Genomic DNA, 22305 nt, shown 5'->3' with positions numbered 1-22305 from the left:
CCTCATAAAACACTAAGTATTAACAATTAGAATGCTCTTATTAAGTCTTTTCTAATACGATGACCGTTGCGTTATCTTGATTATTAATATTCTTATCTAACACTATTTTTAAGATTTCCTCTGAGATTTTTAATGGATGGGCCCTTTTAGATATAACTTTCTCTAGTTCTCTTTCTGATAAAGAATCATTTATCCCATCACTACAAAGAATCACTTTATCCCCTTGCTGTAGTTCGATTGCAGAATTACTATAGTCAAGTTCATAAAAATTCTCGTAACCAAGATAGCTTGTCAACCTGTCTCGCTTAGGATGATTTAAAGCTACTTGTTGACTTATTTCCCCTGCTTCATAAGCAACAGCTAATTCTTTAGCAAAAGTATGTTGTTCATTAAGTAAATTTAGTTCTTTTTCTCTATAAAGATATATATAACTATCTCCAACCGAAGTCCAATAAAGTCTACCATTATTAATTAATACCGCTACTAAGGTTGTCCCTATATTGCGTTCAGTACTAAACTCTAAAACTTTAGCATTACTTATATATGTAGTATTAATTAAGAATTTCTTAATAGGATGAATATTATAAGTCCGTGTAAACTCCTCCAAGAATGTTCTTACCACTAGGTTACTTGCCTTCTTCCCAAGCGATAACCCTCCCATACCATCTGCTAATACAGCTAAAACCCCGTTTTCGTTCTTTATTGTTGAAAATGAGTCCTCTTGTTCTTTTCTACTTCCTCTATCTTGAGCATTACCAATTAATAATTTAGGCTTATAACGTTTGTCATTTAAATAACTCTCTACTAAATATCTTGCTATTAATAAGATACTAAGATAGATTAAAAGATTAGGAAATGCAAATATTCTTTTAAATAACATACTTTTCTCCTTCTTTAATCAAAATTAGATGAATTATATAGTCATTCAAGCCCCCATTCAAAATGCTGACCACATAAAGAGATGAATATAAATTTACTTTCTCCCATCTCTATCACATCATAAGGCGATAGTTCTGTTGGTGCATAGATTGCTTCTTCATTAATATATATAATCCCACTAGTTTCAGCTCCAGGAATTAACATGAAATTTCTTTGTTTTGGATTATAACTTATTACCGCATGATTTCTTCTAGATATTGCATTATCACCAGCAATATGAATGTGCATATCTTCTGAACGACCTATAAAGTTTTTTTCACTTACAATCTTATAATCTTTGCCACGTTCTACTCCTTCTATACATACTATCCAGCCTACTACTGGATTGATACCATCTTGATTATCATAATAGGCTAAAGTCTTTGCCCCATTTTGATTAGTATTAGAAGCAGTAGATGATTTCTTGTTAGACTCTTCTTCTCCAGAATTTTTGTTGTCTTCTAATACTTTTTCGTCGCAATAAGGACATTCATTATATTTTCTAGGATTATATAAATGCCCATTTGGACACCTCTCCATATTCATTTTGATATTTCCTCCTCTAAATTCTATTTAACTAATAACTTCGTATTTGCTATATATATAGTATCTCCAGCATTAACTTGATATGGTCTTCCTTGCTCTATTTTAATTTTTTCACTGCTCTGTTTTCTTTTAATTCCGCTACCATTTGACGAACCTATATCCTCAAAGTACCACTTATCACCCGTATTATTCATTACTGCATGTTGCCTACTAATTAAAGAAGCATATACAGCCTCTGATAGGTCAATATCAACCTCATTTGCTTTAGTCTTTTTTCCAATTAATAGCGATGGTGAATTGTGTATCTTCCATCTTTTTATGATTTGGTCACTCTCATCTTTTAGTATTAGTGCTTCAACCTCTTGATAGCCTGTCGCAACTTTGTTCCTCTTTTTATTTTTCTTTACAAATATTCCAATAGCAGCTACAGTTATAGCTACGATACTACCGACTATTAATCTTCTGTCCTTATAAATTATATTTAAATAGATAATTCCCCCTAATATCATTGCCAATATAACAAGATTAATAAACTTTAACAAATAATGAATCGATTCATTATCTTCATCCTTATGCCTTGATATTTTCCATTTCAAGTAGTACCGTTTAATATGTTTAGGTATATTGATAACAGGTAGTATCCTTTTGAAGATATAAAAGATTTTATTCATTAATACTCCCTCCTAAATGCTTTATTTATTAGCCCCAAAGTATCTATTAAAAAGATCATCAGTATTCATTTGATCTTTCTTTTGTTTCTTTTTCTTCTTAATCTTCTCTTTAGTTTTAGGGTCAAAACCAAAAAACTCTTTAAACCTCTGCTCAACATTATTAAGATCGTTAGGATTGAAATTAGTCCTATATTTTTCTTGCTTTTGAGAATAACCTCCAGTTTGCCTCTTATTAAACTCTTGATTTAACTGCTCATCATATTCTTTTCTGCTCTGCTTAGAACTTAATACTTCATAGGCCTTAACAATCTTCTTAAATTTCCTTTCAGCCTCGCTATCACCTGGATTCTTATCTGGATGATACTCTAATGCTAACTTTCTATATGCTTTCTTTATTGTCGATTTATTAGCGTTCTTCCTTACCCCTAAAATACTATAGTAATCCCCCATAAATAATCTTTATAGCCTCCCTCTAATCAACTATAATTTTATTAGGCCGATTTCTTGCTTGAGTTCCATTTGATATATTTCCAGATATCAGTTTCAATATCCTTCTTAAAAACCTATATATTTCCATATTAGTATATGCTTTATCTTCTAAACCCAACTTTTTAACTAAATAAGCCATTATCAGTTTCCTATTTACCACCTTATTACTTAAACATTGCATAGCAAAACTTATATCCAAGCTACTATCTTCTATATTATCCAATACTTGATGGGCAAACATTTTACTTATTAAAGGATGAATGCTTGGTTCACTAACACTGGAATACTTTACATTAATTAAATTTATAGTATTATACTCTATAGCAAAATCCGTAAATTGATTATAATTATCTCTTAATTGAGCCCCTTTTCTAAACTTAAACCTTCCAAGTTCAAATTCACTTTCTTCTAATTTTTGCCCAGTATCCAAGTATATATTGCTTTCGTATATTTCAAAATCATTCTCCTCTTTAGAATCTAAAAATTTAACTTTTAAAATCATTTCATTACTGCTATCTTCGTAATCCACCTTGCTAACTTCATTTAACATGTACATTCTATCTTTAAATTTAATCAATCCTCTATTAATATTTATATAATTACCTTTCACTTCCAAACTACAGCCTGTTAATATACCATCAGAATAGTCTTGAAAATATAAGTTAATAAAATCTCGCGGATAATCTCTAATATTTTCAAGCATGCTCTTTTTTAATATATTACCTTTTTTAAAATAAGGAAATTGATTACTAAACAAGTTATCATCCTTCCTGCTTGATCTACTATATTCGGGAAAAGTTAATGCACCTATTTTAATCCATCAAAGAAGTCCAGATTAGATAAATCATCTTCAAATGCAAAGAATTTTTTCTTTCCTACATATAATTGATCATCCATTCTGCTAACTGGTACTATAAAGAAACCCCAACTTTCATTATCAGTAAATACAAAGAACTTTACTTCTCCATTTTTAATTTTATCTGTCTCTTCCTGCACTATTTTATTTTCATATTCTTGTAATAAGTCTTCTACTACTATCTCTTGATAGTCATTAAAATGATTTTCATATATATACTCTTGTTGTAATACGCCCTGCACATTCTTTAAATAAAACTTTATTTCTTTTGTGCTTAACGGTTTAGAAATACTGCCTTTAGCTTGGTCTATCCGATTCTGACTTCCGACAATTGTCTTTTCTTCTCCTGTAAATGTAATTGCACTTATAGAATAGGGAATAATTGGCGACTCACTTTCTATTTGTACCTCAATATCGCCAAGTTTCTTTGCTTTCATATATTTTATTACTCCTCTTAGACAAGAAAGCTTTAGATACAGAGACTCTTCTTCTTTATCCTTCTGTTTAAATTCTATACTTCTCCCTGGAACAAATTCTTTAAGAGCTTCTTTAAAAATATCTATTTTACAAGACTGTCCTGTTAACTTAATTATGGAATAATCCATTAACTCTCCACTTTCATAAAGCTTATCTAAAAACTTTCTAACTATTTCATAAATATCGGCTCTAATCAATTTAGTTATCTCTTTAATATTAAAAATGACATCTGGAAATCTATCTACTGTCTCTAATACTCCGTACTTATAAACGGAAAGACTCCACTTATCTAATGGTGTTACGTATAAATCACTATCTACTTCATTAAATTCAGTTGACTCAAATTTATTTCTTAAAATGCTTGTCTTTTTAAAGAACTGTTTCTTCATTCTTTCAGCTATCTCCCACAAAAAGTAAAAGTTATTCTTTACTTTCTGGTACTCATCACTGGTCTTATTCTCATATTCTTGGTACCTAGTTGGAATTACGGTTTCTGCTCTTTGATAGTACTCTTCTAATTTAGTATAGATTTTATCTATCCCCAACTCATCCACATATCTAAAGAGGTCTATACTCGGAAATGGAATCAACTCATCTATATCTATAATCTCTTGCTCACTCTGATAGTAGTAGGCAAAAACTATCTTCATGAACTGCATTATTCGATATGTTATATTATTACCACCAAAGTTTGTATCTCCATTTTTAAAACCGGTTTTGATATTTACTTTATAAGAAATATTCCCCTCAACTATTTGAAATTTACAAGAAGATAAATCGGTAGTTCCACCTCCACAATCTATAACTAATGCTTTGTACTCCTGGCCATCATAAAAGTTTCTCTTTTCAATTAGATTAGCTATTGTATTATACAGTACAGATATCCCTTCATCTAAAAAGTACTTACTTTCTACATTATAGCCCTCAACTATTTCTTGGAACATATTAATAAATTGTCTTCTCATCTTTACTGGACTAGAAATATGTAAGTTCTTAAATTTACATTTGAACTGGTGTTCAGCTGTCTTAACAATATAATTAATATAAGCTCTAACTACCTCTCCTCTTGTTATCTCTGCTATATTTCCAAATTCATCATAGACTTCTTCGCGTTTCTGGTAAGTATTAACCCACCTTTTTATTCCTTGAAAGACAGTAGCATTACTGGTATAGTCATTCTTCTTCATCCGCTCTTTTGCTTCATGCCCAAATATGAACTTAATATTATTGGGATTTTCACAATTTAATACATAAACTATAGTTGGCGTCATCTTAATCCACTGTTCATTCTTAATAGTTACATGAGGAAACTTAACAAAGTTTATTTCATTTAATTTAATGTTCTCATTTAACAAGTCATTACTAGAAAGATTTGAAACATAATTACTATCTAAATATGCTCCTGCTGTTGTATTTGATGTGCCGAAGTCAATACATAATACCGCTTTTGTAGTTTCTAATGCTTTGACTTCGAAATCAATAATCGGCACCTTATAGTATTCAATATTTTTTGGCGGCAACTTGCGTTCTTCATAATAACTCTTATATAAGTAATTTGAATCATTCTTTTTAAAGAATAAAAGACTATAGTTCTTATTATTAAATTCTTCTAATCTAAAGTTATGATTATTTGCTGCTAAATAATAATTACCTTCTGTATCTTTCTTAAGATTGAAGACACCACATAAATAGTTCTTCCCATTGACTAATAAGACATTAGACTCTTCTATTTCACCCTTAATAACCACTTTATACTTATCTTCTTTTGTAATCCCAACCCCTTCATATATCGTGATCTTAGCTGGAATCTTTATCTTATCGGCAACCCGCACTTTAGTAACTAAATTCTCATCCAATGCATCTTGTAATCGCGCAAGACCACCGGATTTATATTTTTCTATTAATTTTACTTTTTCTACTCCTCGATATTTAAATATAATATCTACTAACTCTTCCCTACTATAAGAACTTTGATAGGCTTTAACTATCTTATATCTACTACATATATTCTTTAATTTATAAGTGGACATTTCCAGTAATTCATTTTTAGTGAATCTCCTATCTTGTTTCTTCTTTCTTATATTAGGATTAAGCTTATAAGAATTCAATTTTTGGCTTCCTCCTTTTCATAAATTGAAATTTCCCCTATTGTCATCGTTTCTACTACCCCTATTATTCCAAAATGTTTCTCCCAATAAGTCGTTATTTTAAAATTCACTGGTAAGAATAATTCCTTTATCACCTTTAACTTCATAAGATTAATCTGATTCTTAACTTGGCCAATATAGATAAGAACTTCATTTATTTCATAACAATTCACATAGATGATAGAGTCTTTAAAGATTTTTTTAATAGTATCTTTTAAATGATATATATGATTCCCGGTATTATAGAACCTATAAATATTATCTAATAGAAGACTCTTTTCTTGATTAGTAAAATAATCTATCCCTTCCTCTACTACTTGTCCAAAATAGCCACCCTTAATTTCATGGTAAATAATTTTTTTATAATACTCTTGCTTGTCCATTCCCTGTTTAAGGTCTATCGTTGTTAAAAAATGAACTACTATATCTAAAAATACACCTCTTAACTCTTGGCAATCATCATAATCAGGCATAAATAACTCTTTAAAAATATCGAAAAATCTATAATAAGGATTAATCTCTGCCTCAGCTTCTACTTGCTTAGAATTTATATCTTGATTACTAAGTTCCATATACGGTGAGTATCTATTTGCTAATTTAAAACTAATTTCTTTTAAATCTATATTCTCATTTTTGGCTCTGACAATTAATTCCCATATGTAGTTCATTAAATAAATACTCCCTTACAAATGTACTCCGCAAAATGCATCTGAACTTCTGAAATCACGAAACTAAGTAAGTCATATTTTAAATAATTATCTTCGATATCTTTAAACTTTAATAACATTACTTTCTTACTGTTATTTACTCTGATTTCATCTTCTATATAAAAATTAAAGTCGTAGGTAGAGTCTTCATCTATCATTTCATTTAATATTTCAACTTCCTATAAAACTAAGTTATCGATCTCTTTAAAAGAATTTATTATTCTATTTAAGTCCCCAAAAGTTCTTACTGGTTTGAACTTCTGATGAGTAAGTCGATTCATCAGTAAACCTTGCTTACTATTTGACATTAATTCAAATTCAAATGTCTGGTTTTTAGGCTTATTATCTTGGACAATCTTCAGTAATTCCCAAGAAGTAGAATTACTATCATCACAAGTAATAATCAAGTCTTCTTCCTTTTTCTTAATAGCTATTATGTTGAAGTTATCTGAAGTAACTAAATAACCATTCTCCACACCTAAATCTTTTAAAGATACTACATGATCATAATTTATCTTGTCTTCAGCTGGCACCGGAAAACCATCACTCTTCTGTTCTACCCTCTTTATATTCCAGACAGGAACATACCCAACATGTTTCTTATCTTCTAAACTACCTAAATCAAAGTTTATCTCTTCAAAATCTGTTATATCATCTAATTCTTCACCACTATCTACAATTACAATATCGAAGATCTTCCGAATATAGGGATTGTTGATAGTTCTCCATCTAATGCCACTCCGCAAAAAAGTCTTGTATAATTCTTCTTCAGCCTTGAGATAGTCTCGATTATACTTTAATTTAATCGAAATATTATACTCTTCACTATCACTAATGATGGTTCCTGACAGTGGTTCTCCTTCTTCGATTAAAGACTGAATCTTTTCGTATTCTAATTCTAAAAAGACTTTAGTAACAACAACTTCTTCGCCTGCTTTAATCTTTTCTATAAGCTCTTCTTTATCATAGACTTCTTCCTCTTTATCTTCTTCTAAGATTGGAAATAAGAAATCATCCAATAGATCAACTTTCTCTCGCTTAACAAGAGTTGCATAGATATCATAATACTTCTCCTTATCCTCCATTATATTAAAGACTCTATCTTCTAAAGCATCATTTACTTGCTCTTGATAATCTATAATATTAAAAAAGGCTTCCTCCATTATCTCCTTTAGTACTTTTCGATCTTTAAGATTAGCCATTTGATCTAGTTTAGCCCCTATTAAATCTTTCACTTTCTTAACCTACCTCCAATAGTATTCCCTTCATAATCTACTCAACTTATCTTAGGACATATCAATCCCGCTATTATTAACTTTCATCTTCTTGCCTCCAAACTCTACTTCGGTCTTTGCATCGTCCATGAGTACAGCACCATCTTTTCTTTTCATATTAATCAAATCTGGCGTCATTTCAATCGTTCCTTTAGTACTGATTACTTTTATCAGTTCTTCTTTTATCTCCATTAATGATTTTTCATCTTTGCCTGAAATTAGCAGGCTTTCATTGTTCATCTTAATTCGATAACCATTAGGAGTAATTATCTCCTTATCCTCAGGAAGTTGTCTATTCCTCTTCTGATTATCGGTACTACTACTCTTTAACGTTGCATATTTTTCATTCTTACCTTTGAAATATATGTCTACTATATCTCCTATTTCTGGCGCAAAATAAGCCTCAGTATATAACCTATCAATCGGAAAATTAAATGCTTTAAATCCTATATATTTATTAGTTATATCGATAAATTTTACTTTAGCGGTATGATCTTTATTAAGCTTCTTGACTTTAGCCCTAAAGCTTCGACCTTCAATTGGAACCTTACGTTTTTCTTTAAGTAAATTGATCGCTTCCTGCTTAGCTAATGTCAAATCAGAGCATAAGATACTGTCCTGTAAATAAATTCTGTTCTTTAATATAATTAGTTCTAACTTCTTTTTCGTCTGATTATTTACTTTATAATTAATCTTCTTCCCTATATCGAATATATCTTCTGATCTATGATTTTCATGACCATAAATTTTATAATAATCGAATTTATTATTCTTACGTCCAGTCTTCTTTGCTTTACCACCTGAAACATTATTAAGCTCTTTTGGTGCACCCGGATGGGCTCCAACTAAAATATTAACCCCTTCTTGAATATCTTTCATATCATCAACAATTAAGATCTTATTTAAGTAGGACGTTATTCGCTTCAAAAAGTCCCAATCAGTCTCCTTATACTGCAATACTAAAGGATATTCTTTAGAGACTAATGGCGTTTCTCCCATAGCGTCATCAGCAAATGCAAGGTGAAACTTCGGATTATCCTGCATTAATTTATCAAAGACTTCATTATAGGTAGTACCTAAATTCTGAAATATTCTATTCCTTCTAATTTGTTTTAGTAAGATACTATACGATACTGCTTTTAAAGTAAGATAATAATCATACTTCTTATATACAAATTTGTAGTCTGTTATTATTCCTTTAAATAATATCTTATTCCCCTTCTCACCATAATTTATAACTAATTTTGGTTCTTGCTTTGCTAAATATCTATCGTAATCGGCTACATTGGCTTCATCTATAACCCCTTTAAGTTTAACCTCAGTATGCTCATAGATCGCTTTATCTATCTCTAACTCTTCTAATGCTTTAAATTTAAAGATATCAAATTTAATCTTATGCGGCGTAAAACGTCTACCTACTTCTGCTTGGTCCCCTTTCGTCGAACTCATTAAATCTGCCTCCCTTAAAATCATAAAACAACCTAGATATAATTCCTCCATTAATTATCTTCTATTTCTTAATTGAATTTCCTGCTTATAATGTATTATTTTTTATATTATACCATTATATAGTATAATATGTGTGGTTATTCTTCTCTACTTCAATAAACTTACTTGTATAACCAATTGTATCTAAAATTCTTCCAATTAGATTTCAAATATAGTTACGAAAGACTAATCCCACCTTTACTTATCTTTAATCGCCGTTTGCCAAAGCTTAACTCTGTCTTTTCATCATCGATGATTCCTTGGCCTTTCTGGTTACCGATTCTAACTCTATCTTTAGTCATTTCTAGTCCACCGCCATTCATTACTCCTAAATTAAGTTCTTCTTCCATTAGATGAAGGCTAGCTTTCTTATCTTTGCCTGCTAATAGAATCTCTTGGTTATTGAGTAAGAGTTGAAATCCACCAGGAGTCTTGATTAGCTTATCCACTGGGTCATGATCTATCTTCTTGTCATTATCGGTACTACTACTCTTTGAGGTAGCATGTTTCTCATTCTTGCTTTTAAAGTAGATATCTACTACATCACCTACCTCTGGTGCGAAGTAAGCATCGGTATAGAATTTGTCTATTGGAAAACGAAAGGCTTTAAGTGGATTATAGTCATCTTCGATATCAAGAAATTCTACTTGGACTGTGTAGTCTTGATTAACTTTCTTAACCTCAGCTCTAAAACTTTTTCCTTTGATTAGTCGCTTGCGTCTTCTTTTCATTACATCTATCTCTTCTTCTTTAACTAAACTTAAGTCTGAACGTAGAATACTATCTTCCATATAGATTCTATTCTTGATTATAATCAATTCGACAGTCTCCTTAGTCTCATTATCTAAGCGATAATTAACCTTCTTACCGATATCGAATATCTCATCGGATCTAAAGTGGGCATGGTAATGGGTCTGATAGAACGGATAAATATGGTCTCTTTCTTTAATACTCTTCATCCTCTGAACACCGGCAATATTATTTAAATCTTTTACTTTGCCAGTGTGGAATCCAAGTAAGATAGTAATCTTTTCTTCGTCATCTTTCGTATCGTCTACAATTACCAGTTGATTTAAGTAAGAAGCAATACGTTTCAGAAAGTCCCATTCGTTCTCTTTATACTGTAAGACTAGTGGATAGTTCTTAGAGACCAATGAAGTCTCTTCTAAGCTATCGTCAGCAAAGGTGATATGAAATAATGGATTATCATCCATTAGCTTATTAAATACTTCACCGTAGGTTGTGCCAAAGTTCTGATAGATACGATTCTTCCATTTGCGTTCTAATAGTACGCTATAAGAGACCGCTTCTAATTCTAAGTAATACTCTTGTGGTTTATAATCCAAACGATAATTTTCGATGACACCTTTAAATAGAATCTTATTATCTTGATTATCATAAGTGATTACTAATTTAGGGTCTTCTTTATCTAGGTATCTTTCGTACTCTTGTAAATCTTCATCGCTAATCATACCAGCAATCTTGACTCTAGTATGGTCATAGACAGACTTATCTATCTCTAACTTATCTAAGATTTGGAATTCAAATGGATCTATCTTAACCCGATGGGGAGTATAAGTTATCGGTTCTTTGGTAGCCTTAGCTTCTTTTACTTTTGGTTTTAACTCTATGCCATAATCTCCATTCTTAAAACCATCGATAATTAACTTATCCTTCTTTTCTGGACCATAGAGATAGACTAATTCATAACGATCTGGTCTATAGATGATATTACTGCCGTAATACTCTTCACCACCAACTTTAACCTTGCCTTCGATTTCGTCTACTTCATTATAGACTCCGGAGATCTCTTTCTTATCTATCTTAATTTTGCGTTCAGGATTAGTATATTTACTGAGGATTGTTGCTCCGATTCCTTGAGTATTTCTAAATTGGTAGGTATTTTCTTCTTCGAGGCGGTATTCGGTGTCGTATTCTTCTTTGTAGTTACTTCGTGTTTTGTGGGTGCCGTATATTTTATTTTGAGATGGTTCTTCTAGTTCTATCTTTAACTTTACTTCTTCATTAGTAAACTTTCGCTTTGAGTCTGAGGCATGATATTCTTTTACCTCTTCGTTACTTTCTAGTTTATTACCTAGAATTAAGAACTGCCCACTACCTGTTATCTTCCAGTCCCATAATTTTGTTAACTCTGAATAACCCATTCTATGATTTAACTGATTTAATATAGGCTTAGCTAGTTGATAGATTCTATCTTCCTCAGTTAGTAAATCTTGATTCTCTTGTAGATATCTACTCTTAAATATACCGCTACTATCTTTCGTATCCAACTTCTTTTGCAAGTACATACTATGGCGCAAACGGTCTTTGATAATCACCATAATCTCGCCTTCCCTACCTAGTCTAGATAATCTAAAGATTTCTTTTAAGAATCCCTCGTCCTTGGTTTTGAAATCAAGAATTATATCTTTGATTAACGAACGTAAGTAATCACGACTGACATTATTAGTTAGGTTACCTTCTTGAGGAATATTTCGCAATCTATCAACAGCCGATTTAAAGCTACCGCCTTCTTTAGTTAAGATAAATGGTTTGAAGAGGTCTAATTTAGGCTTGGTTAAATCAACTGCTTCTTTCTTTTCTAATTTTGATATTCGCTCACTTAAGTTGCTAACTTTCCCTTTATCTAACCGCCATAAATTTTCATCTACGACATATGTGTCTCCTATATGTCCTAACAGCCTAGCTGGTATATTATCTGCCATTATGTAATTGATAATATTACCTTTTGCTTCTTGGGTTCTGGCTTTATATTGCTGGTAGCTATCTATAAATCTCATCTTGCGTTCTATTATGTAAGGGTTGAAGGATTCTTCTACTAGTTTCTTTGCTTCTTTTTGCTCTAGGCTTAGTACTTTGTTAAGTACCTTGATTAATGCTTCTTTCATTTTTTTAACTTTTATGCCTTCAACAAATTCATCTCTATACTCAATACTTATATTACCGTCTTCTATTACTTTGTGATAAATAAGCTCATTAAATATTAAGGTCATTATGCAATCTTTATTTAATAGATCATTTAAGTAATATAATAAACCAGCTTTATAGCCTAAGAATTCATTTCCATTAAATTTTAAAAAAGTTTCTAATCCAATACTATTATAAGTAACTATCTGTTGATTAACTTTAAACTTTTCCGCCAGTATACCTGCATATTGAGCATAAGCTCCTGCTTGGGAATAACCGTGCAAGTTATACTTATATTCTGTTCCTTGATCATTAAGTTTTAATCTGTATATATTCTCAGCCTTATCAAATTGTTCATTAGGTAATCCAGCTGCAACAAGAAGATTAGTTATTTTACTCTCTTCATTATTTGGGTTGAATCTAAGGTTTACTTCTTTTTTATCTTCATCTATAATTTCTTGCATTTTAAATCCTTTATTATTAGTAACTTGCTTTTGAATATCATTTATTATTTCTTTTATCTCTTTATCAGAATCTAAGCCAAAAGTTCTTTTCAAGATAAAATTATATTTTTTATTCATATCGTCACCCCCATAAAACTATCTATTATTTAAGTCCAAATTCTTCAGCCAATATTTCTGTATTTGTTTTTGAAGAACGGTTTATATTACTTGAATTATTTAATTTTTCTATTAAGATATCTATATTGTCATCATATAAGTCTTCTTTTGGCACTTCGATATCTAAATCTTCAAAATCAATTATTTCACCAGAATTATTCTTAATCATTTCATTTATCTCTAAGACATTCATAAATTCTTCTTGTGGTATTCTTTTAAACGGTGTTTCGTCCCTCTCTTTTACTGCCTGAGAAAGATTTAAAGCATATAGAGTTAATTTTCCTCCAATAATATAGTCATGAGGGTTATACTTATATTCGAGCTTATTATTTGAATTAATTATAACCATACCATCTAGTTCATTATTTATAAATTGATAAGCAGCACGCGGATTTACTTCTTTAATCTCTTTTTCTTCATATAAGTTCTCTAATAATCCTTTATCATTTCTTAACATTTCTAATATATTTTTGTAATGGTAAGGAGATATTTTACAATTACTAATGTCTCGTGAGCTATGGCTTTGAACCTCTCCACTACCATACTGTAATTCATGCATTATTTTTATGAATTCTTTATTTACCTCTCTACCTTCAAAATCATGACCAATCTCTTCTAATTCTTCCTTCTTATATTTTAAATTATTTAAGGCATGTTCAAAACCGTAACCTCTAGTTTTGGACCTTGATTTTTTCAAATAATTATAAATTATTGAACTTTTTAATACACTGGCTATATATTCTTCTCTTAATTTCGGTTTTTCTTCATTGATATTACCTTTTGCATCTAAATAAGGCATAAAAACAAATTCATTTGCTAAATCTGAATTACTAATAGGAATATTTTCTTTTATTGCCTGAGTTATTTCGTTGGAAAGACTTATTCCCTCCCTGGTAGTATAAATGAATTCAAAAGCATCTTGCTTCTTTTCTTTATAATTTCTTTGCATAATACCTAGTACTTGTATTAAATTCGCACTCATAATCCCTTTTGTAATTTCTTTTTTATGCTCTGAACTTAATGACATGTTAATAATACTAGTATTAACACTTCTAGAAACTGATGTTTTCTCTTCTATCACCTCTGTAATTTCATAAATCTCTCCATTAATTTTTTCTAATTTCCAATATTCTGTATTAGAAGTTGCACTTCTACTTGTAACTGTAGATGCAGTAATTTCATTCTTAATTTTATATTCTAAATTACCATACTTGGTTATTGATTCAGTTATATTCTTAAAATTATTATTTTTTACATGATTAAAAATAAGGAATATCGCATGCTCTTTTTTTATCTTTATCTCTTCACCTTCATCTATTTTAATTTCAATATAATTTTGATTTATATATTTATCAGTTACATATCCCTTTATACCACTTTGTTTTGGTTCTATTAATTTTAAATCTATTAACAAGTCATATATTTCTTTTACTTTCTCACTTCCAAACCAAGTAATTAAAAAATCTATTCCAGTAGATGCAATTACCCCGACCAAAATCAATAATATATTACTTCCTATAACCCCTAATGCAATAGTCTTCCCAAAATAAGTCATAAGTCCTGTAGTTACTACTAACAAAAATGTCTTTTTAGCAAGACCATTTGGAATATCCTTAACTGATGATTTTATCATTATTTTAATATTACTTTTATAATTTTTATGTAAGTCTTCGGGAGTAAAATCTATCAATCCCTTTACCTCTTCTATTTTATTATAGAAAAGAGTTGCAGTTATTCTATCTATTGTTTGTTTCTTATTTAAACTATCTTGGTCTAATGAAATATTAAGAGTATTTATAAAACCTAACTCTGCTCCTCCTTCATATCCAGTAAATTTTATTCTCTTTGCATCTTTGTTGTCTCTTTTAATTTTATTAAAAACAATTTGCAAGTAATCTTTTTCTTCAGGAAGCAATTGACTGTCAGTTGTTTTATGACCTTTATAAGCTATTACTATATCCTCACCTTTTTTAAAAGCCACTACTCTAAATCCTGTATCATCTAGATTGAGTTCTTCTGTTATTAATACAGAAGAATTTTTAAGTATCTCTTCTAATTCATCTACAAACTTATCCTCTTCTTTCAAATCCATATAAGCTTTACCACCGATTTTACCTAACTCTTGACATACCTTCTTTAAATCATCTCTCGAAAGATACCCCAAGGTAAGCAATTGTAAAATAATATTATCATCTAGCTCTTTAGCTAAGCCTTTTAAAGCTTTTTGACTAACCTCTTTCACTATCTTATCACTCAAGTCTATTGAACTCTTAGCCAAATCACCCCAATTAAGCGCTATATCTAATACCCCATCAAATACCTTATACCCAATTTCCACCCTTCTCTGTAGTTTTTCAACATCTTCAAGTTCTTGGCGTGTTGGATATAGCTTTGGTTTGTTATTAGAATTTAAGTTTAACTTCTTTTGAATTCTGTCATATGTATCATCTAAATAATCTGTAACTACCTTATAGTTATCAGCAGCATAGATAACCTCCCAATCCTGCATGAATCTAGCTTCCTCAAGTCCTTCGTCTTCCCACTTTTCCAGGTATTCCATAGCTATTCCTGCGTTTTGGCGTAGCTCTACTATTCCTTCTTCTTTTTTGTAGTTTCCTTCTTCATCTAAACCACCGTATTTGTATTCTATTACTTCTCCATATTCATCTGTTTCAACAAATAATTCAGGTTTTAGAAGGTCATTTAAAAAGAGATTGTTCTTCCTTTTTCCCGTCGTTTGATTATATAATTCAACAAACTGCCATTCTAAATTTGTTAAGTTATTAAAAGTTAATGCTTCTTTATGAGATATTGAACTTTTTACTCCACTATTTGTAGTCACTCTATTTTCGCCTCCTTAATCAACATAAATATATTCAAACTCACTTTCTATTACAATTTCATTTACATCATTATATTCTTTTTCCTCTAATATACCTTTTTTTAAAGCTGTCTTATATTTTTCATTTGCTATTTTAGGAGAATATAAATAAAAAGAAGCTTGTGCATTATTTTTATTTATTTCTTTATATGTCAATTCACTCTTCCGTATCTTCTTCATATTTGCTAACAACTCTTCTTTACTCATCTTATCTACCTCTTTTTGTAACACTTTTGACATTTCTTTTCGCAATTCCATTGGTGGTAAATACACTGTTTCACCATCTACTTCTTTTTCTACCTTATCAGAGAAGTAAACTTCACTACTATATTCTCTAAAACTTGGTGCTAAAACCCTTTCATCTATAAATATTACTCCTAACTCTAAGTACTTAAATAAACCTTCATCCTTTAAATACTGAACAAAATTAAATATCTGTTTTCTTCTCTTTTCCTTCTCTTTCTTATCCTCTATCCGATTAAATATATATACATATAACTCTAACTCTATCCTTCTCTTTTCAGGATGAGCTTTTAATTCTTCCATAGCTTTTAAAAAACTAGGTTCTTTATACCAGGCATAAAATCCCGTGCTCTGTCTTTTCTTATACTTAACATCTGTTTTTAATAACACTCTTTCTCCAAATATTTTTTTTGCTTTAGGTAGCAAATATTTTTCTGCTCCCAAGTTTATTTGAATTAATCCATAATTATCTCCAGGTTTCTCTAATCTCCCAAAAGCACGCTTATCAATACTTGCACTACCATAATAATACCTATCTCCCTCTTTATGCGTGCCAATTATTGATTTAGGATATATTCGTGCGACATACTCAGTTATTCCATCATCATTTCTCGTCCCTATCCTATCTACTACAAACTCTTCTCCATACTTTTTATAAAGATAATCTTTTATCTTTGCTCTTACCTTTTCAACATCATGACCACCTGTACAAGCTGTTAGAATAATACTTAAGATAACTATTACTAATAAAAGTATCACCTTCTTGTATCTTTTCATTTTCTTCACCTCTTTGTTTTAGTTTAAAATCTTAATACAACCACAAAATTTATAGCTCTATCAAGACTTCAAACTGTGAAGGGTTTTAAAGATTTTAATGTTTTTAACTATCAATTATCCATAGTCTGTGTCTTGTCTGAGTAAGTCTGTGTCTAATTATTTTTTAAGGTTTATAGATTTTAATGTCTTAAGGTCTTAACTGTCAACTGTCAATTGTCAACTGTCAACTATTATTATCTTAGATGAAGAATAAATAGAAGCTAAAGCACAACGTTTTTCACTTAACTCCAATATTTCATCTAATTGAAATAACTTATCACCTGTAGTTATCTTCTCTAAAGTTTTATTAACATCAGGTAATATATCGTCTGCATAAGAAGTCTTTTTAATTCCTAACACTTCGTCAGCAAATTTAATTTCTACCGCTATAGGTAGCAGGGTTGCTGCTATATCGACTCCCTTAGTTATTATTTCTAAAGTTGTCATTGCCTTCTTTTTATCATCTAATTCTCCTCTGCTTGAATATGGCCTCTCAGCTGGATTAGGCTCCTCCCCATATTTAGCTGCATATAAATCATCAAAAAAATCTGCTATTATCTTATAATTATCTGCGGCATAGATTACTTCCCAATCTCCTAAAAAGCTACCTTCGTCAGTACCTTCTTTCTCACTTGTATCCTGCCATCTTTGCCATTTCTCTAAATACTCCATTGCTATTCCAGCGTGTTTGCGTAACTCAGCTTTGCCTTTTTCTCTATCTTCATCTGTAAGATTAATATTCTTTCCAGTTTTACCCTTGAGGTACGGATAAAAATATGAATCACTATCAGCATCATATCTTACAAATAATTCTGGATTTAATAGGTCATTTAGTTGAGTTGACCTCTTCTTTTCATCATCACTATCACCAGATGTTAATCCTACAAATTCCCATTCTAAATTTGTTAAATTACTGAATGTCAATAACTCTTTATGTGTTATTACTGAATTGTTTTCAGCTGTACTCATCTCTTCCCCTCCTTAATTTATATAAATATATTTCTTATATTTAATCAATTCTACATCGCTTATTTTATCATATGTTCTTTCTCTATCCTTTTTTGTTATTGAAGAACTATATTTTTCTTCTAATATTCCTATAGAATATATCCAACATTGATATTGACCATTATATTCTCTTATCCCATCATAAGTTAAATCTTCTTTATTTATCTTTCTCATACTAACCAACAACTCTTTTTCACTCATCTTGTCTAGTTCTTCTTGCAATACTTTTGACATCTCTCTTCTTAATTTCATTGGAGGCATATATATTTCCTCACCTTCTACTTCTACTACTACTTCATCTGACCTATATATTTTACTCCTAAATTTATCATAACTAGGTGCTAAAACTCTTTCATCAATAAATATTACTCCTAATTCTAAATACTCAAACAACCCTTCATCTTTTAAATACTGCACAAAATCAAATATCTGCTGCCGTCTTTTTTCTTTCTCTTTTTTATCATCTATTCGATTAAAGATATAAACCTGAAGGTTTAATTCAATTCTATTATCCTTAGGATTATTTTTTGTTTTATTCAACATCTTTTCAAAGTTGGATTCTAATCGCCATCCAAAAAAATCCTCACTCTCTCTTTTTTTATACTTAACATCCGTCTTTAGCAATACTCTTTTCCCAAATATCTCTTTTGTTTTAGGTAATAAATATTCTTCTGATCCTATATTCATTTGAACTATCGAATAACCATCTCCAACTCCACCTAATCTATCAAAAGATTTTTTGCTTACAGAGGCCGTTGAATAATAATACTCGTCCCGTTCTTTATTGGTTCCAATAATTGATTTAGGATAGATTCTTGCTTGATAAAATTCTTGACCCCGACTACTTCTTATTCCTATTCTATCCACTACAAATTCTTTACCATATTCTTTATAAAGGTGCTCCTTTATTTTTCTTCTTACCTTCCCAACATCAGTACCATCACTTAACGACTTAATATACATAAATGCTGGTGGTAATGAAATTATAATCAATGCTATTATTAACCCAGTCAACCAACTATTTTTCTTCTTATTTCCCATTTTTATTATCTCTCCTCGCTTATGTTATTCATCATTATCGTCAGAATTAATAGCTCAAAATCTCAATACAACTACAAAGATTTGTAATTCTATTAAGATTTCAAACTTTAATTCAAAGTTTAATGCTCTTAATTGTTAATTGTCATTAGTCTGTGTCCCGTCTGAGTAAGTCTGTGTCTAATCGCTTTGAGGTTTTAATGGTCTTAACTGTCAACTATCAACTGTCAACTATATTAACCCTTCCCAAACTATATAATTCTACTAAACTCCCAAACCACCTTCCTAAAAATGCCATATGATAAATAAAAAGGAGCAATCTCTAAATTGCCCCTTTCAACTTGCCTCTTCAGTTTTAGCCTACAGCATATCCACCTTCAATAGCAACTAAGTCATTCTTATCCTTCTTCTGCTTGAGGAATAACTCAAAAGTACCAATTCCCTCAGTATGGCCAAAATCTTCTTCATAATCTACTATAAATGCGTTTGGCAAATCTACTTTTCTTACTACTTGATCTCCTGCAATTACTTCCAAAGTAGCCTTTCTGTAGGCATCTGCCTTTTCAGCACTTACCAAAGACCATGTCGCAAGCCTTTTTGTATCATCTGGTTTGCCATCTACAGGTGTTATAATCTTTCCAGAAACTCTCAATTCTGTTCCAATATCTGTAGCTTTCGCATTAGAAGCATCTGGAGAATCTGACTTGTAAGATGCGGTCGTAATATTATCCTTTCCTAACTTAATAGTTCCACTTTGCCCTTCAATCGTTAATCTAAATCCCATAATTACCATCCCCCTATATAATATAAGTTATCTATATTAACACATCATCATATATGTATTAATATCTAAATAATTTGTCTTCTAATTAACTAGCAGTTGCACTAGTACTCTTAGTAATATTGACTTCTAAATTCTTAACATTGCCATTAAACGCAAGATCTAATTGACAAGTATTACTTTCCAAGTCAATATTATAAGTAATATCATCACCATCTTGTAATATAGAATTAATATAACCTTTACTATCAAGCCATTTGCTCTTTTGGCTATTTGGATTATTGCTAAAGAATTTAACGATCTTATCTTGTTTGAAATCACTAGTCTTAAAACGTAAAATTCTCTCTATATAAGTGCTAACTAAAGTCTTATAGATTGAATCGAATCCTTCCTCTGTAACTTCTAGACTCCTTGCTTTATAAACAGTAATCCTCTTAACAGTATTACCATCTAATTGTGCATTCTCAGAAGCAAATACAAAACCAAAATTATTTCTATTGATTGAATCTTTTATTGCATTAGTAAAGCCTGTTATCTCTTTAGCTAATGTTGTTGTTACCTTTAAATTATTATCTCCACTTTCTATGTCAAATCTAACCCCTGGATAAGAATTATCTACTCTTTTAAATCTTTCATTTAAATAATCCGAACATTGATAAGCTGCTACTAAACCTGCTGCTACATAGGAAGCATCTATATATACCCCTTCTAACCATAATTTTAAAATATCTTCCTCTTCTTTAGATAGAGTAGCCCCATCATCAAGGGCAACCATCTTCTTATCTAAAACTACTCCAGACTTATTCTTAGGTATCACTGTGAAATTCGGCAAACAAGGAATTGCATACTCACTATATTCTTGGCGAGTTAACATCTCCGTCTTATCTATATACTTTGCTACCCCTTTAGTTGCCATATCATTAAAGGTAGTCTCTTCAGTTGCTTGGAAGTTAAAGAATGTCTGAATCTTATAATCCTTTACTACATCAAGTATAGCAGTTAAAGACTCTACAGTCTTACCTTTCTGTTTATTACTCTTATCTGTTCCTTTAAAACGAATTCTTCGGGTCTTTACTTTATCTGATGACTCTAGTTCTATCCCTGGTACTATTCCAAACCAGATAGTCTCTGAAAAGTTATTCTTCTTATTGACTGTATTTAAAAATGTTTCTAACCGCGGTTTATTATTAGCTTTTACTAGCATATCTACTTTACAGTTGCTAACTAATAATTGGGGCTTCATACCTCTACCTTCAGTCTCATACTGCTCAAAGAACATCTTAACCCCAAGTAACTTCTCGATTAAAGGTTTAGCTGCTTGTACAAAGTCATCCTTAGACTGCTTATAAAATTCAAGATAATTATTATAATTTTGAACCTCTTTTTCTACATCTATATCAGTAGTTGGCGTAGATATAGGTGCAAAAGTCCTAACTACTAAGTCCTTTACATAAGGAGTAGGATTCTCAGTTATCTCTTCATAATCCTCTTCAAATACTTCAACTAAAGCATTATTGTTCTCTTCATTCTGTTCTACTAAAGCAGTCTCTTCTTCTTTTGGTGCTTCTAATATCTTAAGTTCTCCTTGCTTATCCATGGTAAGAATTCCCGCCTCTATTGCTTCAGCTTCAGCACCATCTTGACTATCTCCTAATAGCAACCTGGTTTTAATATCCTCAATTGCTAAAGGTAACATACCTAATACATTATTATAGTTATGACTTGCTTCCTCAAACTTTATATTTAACTTATCCCCTAATTCTAACTTACTTGGATCTTCATCATCAAGTTCTTCGTATTTTCCATATAAATAGTTAATCTCTTTTCTTACTTGTTTTATATCCTCCATTACTTTCTTAGGGGAAATCATATCGAGAATATTTTCGAATTTAAAGTCTACATTCTTTGTTCCTTGACTCTTTTTAGTATCAATTAATGTAAATAACATCTTTAGAAAATCATTATTTTGGTTTAATTTTATCTCACTTACACAATTCTCTGGTATTCCCTCTGGTCTCTTGGCAGTATATGCAACCTGTTGATTAGCTGCATTATAATATGAATAGATCGTTGGACTGAACTTCTTTAAAAACTCTTCAAAACTCTCTACCAACAGATGATCATTGATCTCATTTATTTTATCGTCATCTAAACTCTCTATCCCTTTCACATCACCTACTAAAGTAATTAAGTCTAATTTTTCTGGATTTACTTCCTCAAAAAGTAAAGTCCTATTAGTTTGATTAATAATAGCTAAATCTCCCCTTTCTAAATTTTGAAATCATCATAACCTCTTTTCTTAGTTATAGATCTCCTTCTCCCTTGGTATAAAGTTTATTTAATAGAATTTTTAATATTTTATGTATATTTATGGATATAAAATAACTCAAGATATATTATAATATAATTTGGCTTAT

16 protein-coding genes are annotated in these 22305 nt (G+C 30.6%); all 16 read right to left on the bottom strand.

The window, feature by feature from the left end; translation table 11 throughout:
- Window positions 1–40: 40 nt before the first annotated feature.
- The 16 genes from BM077_RS03035 to BM077_RS02955 all read right to left on the bottom strand — a co-directional run bounded on the left by BM077_RS03035 (window position 41) and on the right by BM077_RS02955 (window position 22139).
- Entirely contained in the window at window positions 41–880 is an 840-nt protein-coding gene (locus BM077_RS03035) for a PP2C family protein-serine/threonine phosphatase (RefSeq protein ID WP_090003420.1), read from the bottom strand.
- Window positions 881–921: 41 nt separating this feature from the next.
- Window positions 922–1464 carry an FHA domain-containing protein gene (locus BM077_RS03030; protein WP_089748131.1) on the bottom strand — a complete coding sequence of 181 codons (543 nt, stop codon included), beginning with the start codon at window positions 1462–1464 and terminating at the stop codon, window positions 922–924.
- 23 nt (window positions 1465–1487) lie between these two features.
- Window positions 1488–2135 carry an FHA domain-containing protein gene (locus tag BM077_RS03025; protein ID WP_089748132.1) on the bottom strand — a complete coding sequence of 216 codons (648 nt, stop codon included), beginning with the start codon at window positions 2133–2135 and terminating at the stop codon, window positions 1488–1490.
- Between the two features lie 21 nt (window positions 2136–2156).
- Window positions 2157–2585: a DnaJ domain-containing protein gene (locus BM077_RS03020; protein WP_089748133.1), complete on the bottom strand. Its 429-nt coding sequence runs from the start codon at window positions 2583–2585 to the stop codon at window positions 2157–2159.
- A gap of 22 nt (window positions 2586–2607) precedes the next feature.
- Entirely contained in the window at window positions 2608–3381 is a 774-nt protein-coding gene (locus BM077_RS03015; RefSeq protein ID WP_089748134.1) for a hypothetical protein, read from the bottom strand.
- A 50-nt stretch (window positions 3382–3431) separates the two neighbouring features.
- On the bottom strand, window positions 3432–6065 hold the full coding sequence (locus BM077_RS03010; RefSeq protein WP_089748135.1) for an Hsp70 family protein: 2634 nt from the start codon (window positions 6063–6065) through the stop codon (window positions 3432–3434).
- Entirely contained in the window at window positions 6062–6772 is a 711-nt protein-coding gene (locus BM077_RS03005) for a hypothetical protein (RefSeq protein WP_089748136.1), read from the bottom strand. The genes BM077_RS03010 and BM077_RS03005 overlap by 4 nt, the downstream gene beginning before the upstream one ends.
- Window positions 6773–6990: 218 nt before the next feature.
- A complete protein-coding gene (locus tag BM077_RS02995; protein ID WP_090095126.1) occupies window positions 6991–8046 on the bottom strand; it encodes a hypothetical protein in 1056 nt (351 codons plus the stop codon).
- Between the two features lie 51 nt (window positions 8047–8097).
- A complete protein-coding gene (locus tag BM077_RS02990) occupies window positions 8098–9534 on the bottom strand; it encodes a contractile injection system protein, VgrG/Pvc8 family (protein ID WP_176941609.1) in 1437 nt (478 codons plus the stop codon).
- Window positions 9535–9749: 215 nt separating this feature from the next.
- Window positions 9750–13082, bottom strand: a complete 3333-nt coding sequence (locus BM077_RS02985) for a hypothetical protein (protein WP_090095123.1) — start codon at window positions 13080–13082, stop codon at window positions 9750–9752.
- 25 nt (window positions 13083–13107) lie between these two features.
- The gene (locus BM077_RS02980) at window positions 13108–15963 is read right to left on the bottom strand and encodes a hypothetical protein (RefSeq protein ID WP_089748140.1); all 2856 of its coding nucleotides are present in this window, start codon (window positions 15961–15963) and stop codon (window positions 13108–13110) included.
- Between the two features lie 15 nt (window positions 15964–15978).
- Window positions 15979–17022 (bottom strand): hypothetical protein, encoded by a 1044-nt coding sequence (locus tag BM077_RS02975; RefSeq protein WP_089748141.1) that lies wholly within the window; start codon window positions 17020–17022, stop codon window positions 15979–15981.
- 216 nt (window positions 17023–17238) lie between these two features.
- Window positions 17239–18030: a hypothetical protein gene (locus BM077_RS02970; RefSeq protein ID WP_089748142.1), complete on the bottom strand. Its 792-nt coding sequence runs from the start codon at window positions 18028–18030 to the stop codon at window positions 17239–17241.
- Between the two features lie 12 nt (window positions 18031–18042).
- Window positions 18043–19110, bottom strand: a complete 1068-nt coding sequence (locus BM077_RS02965; protein ID WP_090003418.1) for a hypothetical protein — start codon at window positions 19108–19110, stop codon at window positions 18043–18045.
- 352 nt (window positions 19111–19462) lie between these two features.
- A complete protein-coding gene (locus BM077_RS02960) occupies window positions 19463–19891 on the bottom strand; it encodes a membrane-associated protease 1 (RefSeq protein ID WP_089748144.1) in 429 nt (142 codons plus the stop codon).
- Between the two features lie 85 nt (window positions 19892–19976).
- Window positions 19977–22139, bottom strand: coding sequence for a transcriptional regulator (locus BM077_RS02955; protein WP_089748145.1), 2163 nt, complete (start codon window positions 22137–22139; stop codon window positions 19977–19979).
- Window positions 22140–22305: the final 166 nt, after the last annotated feature.

The organism is Candidatus Frackibacter sp. WG13, assembly GCF_900114655.1.
Taxonomy (GTDB): Bacteria; Bacillota; Halanaerobiia; order Halobacteroidales; family Acetohalobiaceae; genus Frackibacter.
The sequence above is the reverse complement of the archived record's forward strand: the minus strand, read 5'-3'. Positions and strand labels throughout refer to the sequence as shown.